The organism is Bartonella sp. AP20NXHL, from assembly GCF_042196165.1.
GTDB lineage: Bacteria > Pseudomonadota > Alphaproteobacteria > Rhizobiales > Rhizobiaceae > Bartonella.
This window is the reverse complement of sequence record NZ_JBHIPV010000039.1, coordinates 1-4,541: the sequence shown is the minus strand read 5'-3', so window position 1 is coordinate 4,541 and position 4,541 is coordinate 1. Positions and strand designations below refer to the sequence as shown.

The 4,541-nt window shown below is 37.6% G+C and carries 6 protein-coding genes; all 6 read right to left on the bottom strand.

All coding sequences use genetic code 11. The features are described 5' to 3' along the window. Positions 1-185: 185 nt before the first annotated feature. Positions 186-755 carry an SMI1/KNR4 family protein gene (locus ACFILL_RS08700; protein WP_375643776.1) on the bottom strand — a complete coding sequence of 190 codons (570 nt, stop codon included), beginning with the start codon at positions 753-755 and terminating at the stop codon, positions 186-188. Between the two features lie 52 nt (positions 756-807). Continuing rightward, positions 808-1,395 (bottom strand): SMI1/KNR4 family protein, encoded by a 588-nt coding sequence (locus ACFILL_RS08695; RefSeq protein WP_375643775.1) that lies wholly within the window; start codon positions 1,393-1,395, stop codon positions 808-810. Between the two features lie 52 nt (positions 1,396-1,447). Continuing rightward, the gene (locus ACFILL_RS08690; RefSeq protein ID WP_375643774.1) at positions 1,448-2,017 is read right to left on the bottom strand and encodes an SMI1/KNR4 family protein; all 570 of its coding nucleotides are present in this window, start codon (positions 2,015-2,017) and stop codon (positions 1,448-1,450) included. Positions 2,018-2,068: 51 nt separating this feature from the next. Then, positions 2,069-2,413: an HNH/ENDO VII family nuclease gene (locus ACFILL_RS08685; RefSeq protein WP_375681096.1), complete on the bottom strand. Its 345-nt coding sequence runs from the start codon at positions 2,411-2,413 to the stop codon at positions 2,069-2,071. A 309-nt stretch (positions 2,414-2,722) separates the two neighbouring features. After that, the gene (locus tag ACFILL_RS08680; protein WP_375643771.1) at positions 2,723-3,298 is read right to left on the bottom strand and encodes an SMI1/KNR4 family protein; all 576 of its coding nucleotides are present in this window, start codon (positions 3,296-3,298) and stop codon (positions 2,723-2,725) included. 62 nt (positions 3,299-3,360) lie between these two features. Then, positions 3,361-4,541, bottom strand: a 1,181-nt coding sequence (locus tag ACFILL_RS08675; RefSeq protein WP_375643770.1) for an HNH/ENDO VII family nuclease, incomplete at its 5' end; no start/stop codon positions are given.

Here is a 4,541-nt window from a genome sequence, read left to right as displayed (position 1 = left end):
TAATGCGCAAAAGTATCCCCCACGTTATCACGATAAGGCTCCCAGCCCAGTCTTTTTAAAATCTCTGTGACATCTTTGGTTTGCATCATCATTCCCCCAGCATGATCTGTAATTCTTTTACATAAAAATTACTTATGTAATACTTAGGCTCTCTAGAAAGACTATATATTTCCTCACTATCAATTTCACCTCTTCCATAGTTTTTTCCAAAAACTCTTGTAAAAAGGGATAGGTTGCGGAGTGGGAGTGTTCTCAATCTTTTCAATTGGTTGATCACCATCAGGTATCTCAACTCCCACGCTTTCTTTAATTCTTTTGCAAAGGAATTCATAAAAATTACTGGCGTAATATTCGCAATCTTCAGATGGAAGCATGACATAAAGTGGGCATTCACCATCCCGAAACTGCGTATAATCAAAATAAAAGGTTTCACCAAAAGCAGCATCACAAACGATAAGCTGTTTTGGTGTTGCGAAACCACGTTTTCTATCATTTAAGTTTTGAAAAACAATATCATCAAAAGGAACACCTATAGGATGCTCATAAAGACTATAGATTTCATAACCACCAATGTCCCCGCCTTTATAATGTTTAAAAAAAACTTTATAGGAAGATGTGAATTGTAAACCGAGAGCTTTCTCCGCCTTTTCAATCACGAGATCACCAACCTCCTTATCTTTGCTAGCAAAATTAACAATATCACCTTCATATTTATCAACTAATTGTGCAACATCATCTAAGGTATAGGTTTTCATAGATGATCCTCAAAACGTGCGTTATAAACGCTCCATATTTCCTCTATCAATTTCACCTCTTCCATAGTTTTTTCCAAAAACTCTTGTAAAAAGGGATAGATTGCGGAGTGGGAGTGTTCTCAATCTTTTCAATCGGTTGATCACCATCAGGTATCTCAACTCCCGCGTGTACTTTAATTCTTTTGCATAGGAATTCATAAAAATTACTGGCGTAATATTCGGACTCCTCATCCGCAAACATGACATAGAGTGGGCATTCACCATCCCGAAACTGCGTATAATCAAAGTAAAAGGTTTCATCAAGATCATAACTCACAACGAGCTGTTCTGGTGTCGCAAAACCATCTTTTCTATCGAGTAAGTTTCGGTAAACAATATCACCAGCAGGAATACCTTCCCCACAATCTCCATAAAGACTATAGATTTCTTCACCACCAATTTCTCCTCCTCCATATTTTTTTAAGAAAACTTTGTAAGACGATGTAAATTGTAAACCGAGAGCTTTCTCCGCCTTTTCAATCTGTAAATCATCTGTTTCATTCTCTTCATCATCTTCACTACCCAAATTGATAATCTCATCATCATATTTATTCACTTTATCAATTAATACTGCAACATCATCTAAGGTATAGGTTTTCATAGATGATCCTCAAAACTTGCGTTATAAACGCTCCATATTTCCTCTATCAATTTCATCTCTTCCATAGTTTTTTCCAAAAGCTCTTGTAAAAAGGGATAGGTTGCGGAGTGGGAGTGTTCTCAATCTTTTCAATCGGTTGGTCACCATCAAGTATCTCTTCTCCCGCGTGTACTTTAATTCTTTTGCAAAGGAATTCATAAAAATTACTGGCGTAATATTCGCAATTATCCAATGGATACATAACATAGATTGGACATTCTCCATCCCGAAACTGCGTATAATCAAAATAAAAGGTTTCACCAAAATCAGCGTAACACACGATAAGCTGTTCTGATGTTGCAAAACCACGTTTTCTAGCATTTAAGTTTTTGAAAACAATATCACCACCAGGGATATCTGCTCCACACTCCTTATAAAGGCTAAAGATTTCTTCACCCCCTATTTCTCCTCCTACATATTTTTTTAAAAAACTCTTATAAGACGATGTGAATTGCAAACCGAGAGCTTTCTCCTCCTTTTCAATCCGTAGATCATCAGCCGCATTTTCTTCAGTACGAAAATTGATAATATCATTATATTTATCAATTAATTCTACAACATCATCTAAGGTATAGGTTTTCATCGATTATTTCTCCAAACTTCTTTTTTCTCTCTTTTCATCAACCGTAGAGCATTACTGCCGATGCTCTTGTCCCCATCTGTCAAAATCTATCCCTATGATACTCCATTTCATATCGATTATTCCTCCTAAACTACTGTTTTTTTGTTCTCTAAATCCTTTAGCACGTTCCTTCCAATATTCCTCTCTCCACTTACCAAACTTTTCTCTCTCTATAAGCGATTTATGTGTTTTGGAAGGAGCATGGATTACGGAATTATATTTTTGGTGAGATTCTTTGCTCATTTCTGCTATGGGCCCTTCAGGCGTTTGTGATAAATGATGCAATTCAACAGACCTTCCATCAAATCCTATCGGTGCTCTTCCTGCTTCCATTCTCTCAACATTGGTGCCCCACACTTCTTTTTTGTTTACTGTCCATTTAACCCTTTTGTTAGGATCAAACAAATCGTCTTTCTGATAGACTTTGTATGTCTGATCAAATTTGCTATCGGTAAATTTAATGGGTTTCTTTTTTAACCAATTCTTTTTTTCTTTAGCCGCAAGGTTGGTTAGTTCTTTTTTCGCCGCAAGTTTTTCAAGATCTCCCTGAGCGGCAAGTTCTGCAAGATTTTTTTTAGAAGCGAATTAAGAGATCGCAAATAATACCACTACTCGGAATATCTGCTGCATATACCTTATAAACGTTACGTATTTCCTCCCCCCATGTCATTTCCCCCATAATTTTTTCCAAAAACGCTCGTAAAAAGGGATAGGTTGCGGAGTGGGAGTGTTCTCAATCTTTTCAATCGGTTGGTCACCTTCAGGTATCTCAACTCCCACGCTTTCTTTAATTCTTTTGCAAAGGAATTCATAAAAATTGCTAGCGTAATATTCGCAATCTTCAGATGGAAGCATGACATAGAGTGGGCATTCACCATCCCTAAACTGTGTATAATCAAAGTAAAAGGTTTCACCAAAATCTGTTCTGCTAACGGCAAGCTGTTCTGGTGTCACAAAACCATGTTTTCTATAATAATTTAAGTTTTGTAAAACAATGTCATCAAAAGGAATATCTTCTCCACACTCTTTATAAAGGCTATAGATTTCGTAACCAGCAATGTCTCCCCCTTTATAATGTTTTAAAAAAGCTTTATAGGAAGATGTGAATTGTAAACCGAGAGCTTTCTCTGCTTTTTCAATCACGAGATCATCAACCGCATTTTCTGCAATCCCAAAACTAACAATATCACCATCATATTTATCAACTAATTCTATGACATCCGCTAAGGTATAGGTTTTCATCAATTATCCTCCATAAATTATTTTATAAGTTTCTTTTTTCTCTTTTCATCAACCGTAGAGAATTACTGCCGGTGCTCCTGTCCCCATCTGTCAAAATCTATCCCTATGATACTCCATTTCATATCAATTATTCCTCCTAAATTATTGTTTGTTTGTTCTCTATATCCTTTAGCGCGTTCCTTCCAATATTCCTCTCTCCACTTACCAAACTTGTCTCTCTCTATAAGCGATTGATGTGTTTTAGAAGGAGCATGAATCACGGAATTATATTTGTTATGATCTTTACTGCCAATTTCTGCTATGGGACCCTCATGTGTTTGCTTTAGGTGATGCAACTCAACAGGCTGACCATCAAATCCTATCGGTGCTCTTCCTGTTTCCATTCTATCAATATTAGTGCCCCACATTTCTTTTTTGTTTTCCATCCAGTTAACCCTTTTATTAGGATCAAACAAATCATCTCTCTGATAGGCTTTGTTTGTCTGTCCAAATTTGCTATCGGTAAATTTAGTGGGTTTCTTTTTTAACCAAAGCTTTTTTTCTTTAGCAGCGAGTTTAGTTAGTTCTTTCCTAGCAGCTAGTTTGTCAGGATCTCCTTGAGCTGCAAGTTCTGCAAGATTTTTCTTGGAAGCGAATTGGGCAAAATCTTTCCTAGCAATGAACTTGATCACAGCCTTGTTGCCAAGATTTATAGCTCCCTTGGCTGCTCCAGCTCCTCCAGCAAAGTTTTCTAATACTCCGGCTGATAATCTTCCACTTTCAAAACCAGCATTAAAAGCTCCGTCAACCCCCGCTTTTTCAAGATTCTCTTTTACGTAATCTATATCCCCTATAAACGCATCCTCAACACCTCCCCAGAATTGACCAGCACCTTCCCAGGCATCATCAATCACATGTCCACTCACGACCCAAGACGCTCCTGTTTCAATGTCTTTAACAGCCCTTTTCGCGCCCCCCCATGGATTGCTAGCAAATATCATTATTTGTAACATCATGTTCTTCACAGCGCCATCAGCTAACTCGTATAGCTTGATTGGTATATCGGCAATGAGACCAGTCATAATTCCTGTCGAAAAAGTTCTATCTTGTTGTTCATCAATCTCGAACCATTTTTCGTTAACATCTCTTCGACACTGATCATCAGGGCACTCTTCTAACTCTTTCTTCATCTGAGCTTGTTGAGCACTGCTGAGGTAGTTATTTGCAGCGGCATTACCTGCGGCATCAGCGCCGGCATCAACAT

Coding starts and splice junctions, on each gene's coding strand:
- ACFILL_RS08700 (WP_375643776.1), bottom strand. CDS start 755: ATGAAAACCTATACCTTAGATGATGTTGCACAATTAGTTGATAAATAT.
- ACFILL_RS08695 (WP_375643775.1), bottom strand. CDS start 1,395: ATGAAAACCTATACCTTAGATGATGTTGCAGTATTAATTGATAAAGTG.
- ACFILL_RS08690 (WP_375643774.1), bottom strand. CDS start 2,017: ATGAAAACCTATACCTTAGATGATGTTGTAGAATTAATTGATAAATAT.
- ACFILL_RS08680 (WP_375643771.1), bottom strand. CDS start 3,298: ATGAAAACCTATACCTTAGCGGATGTCATAGAATTAGTTGATAAATAT.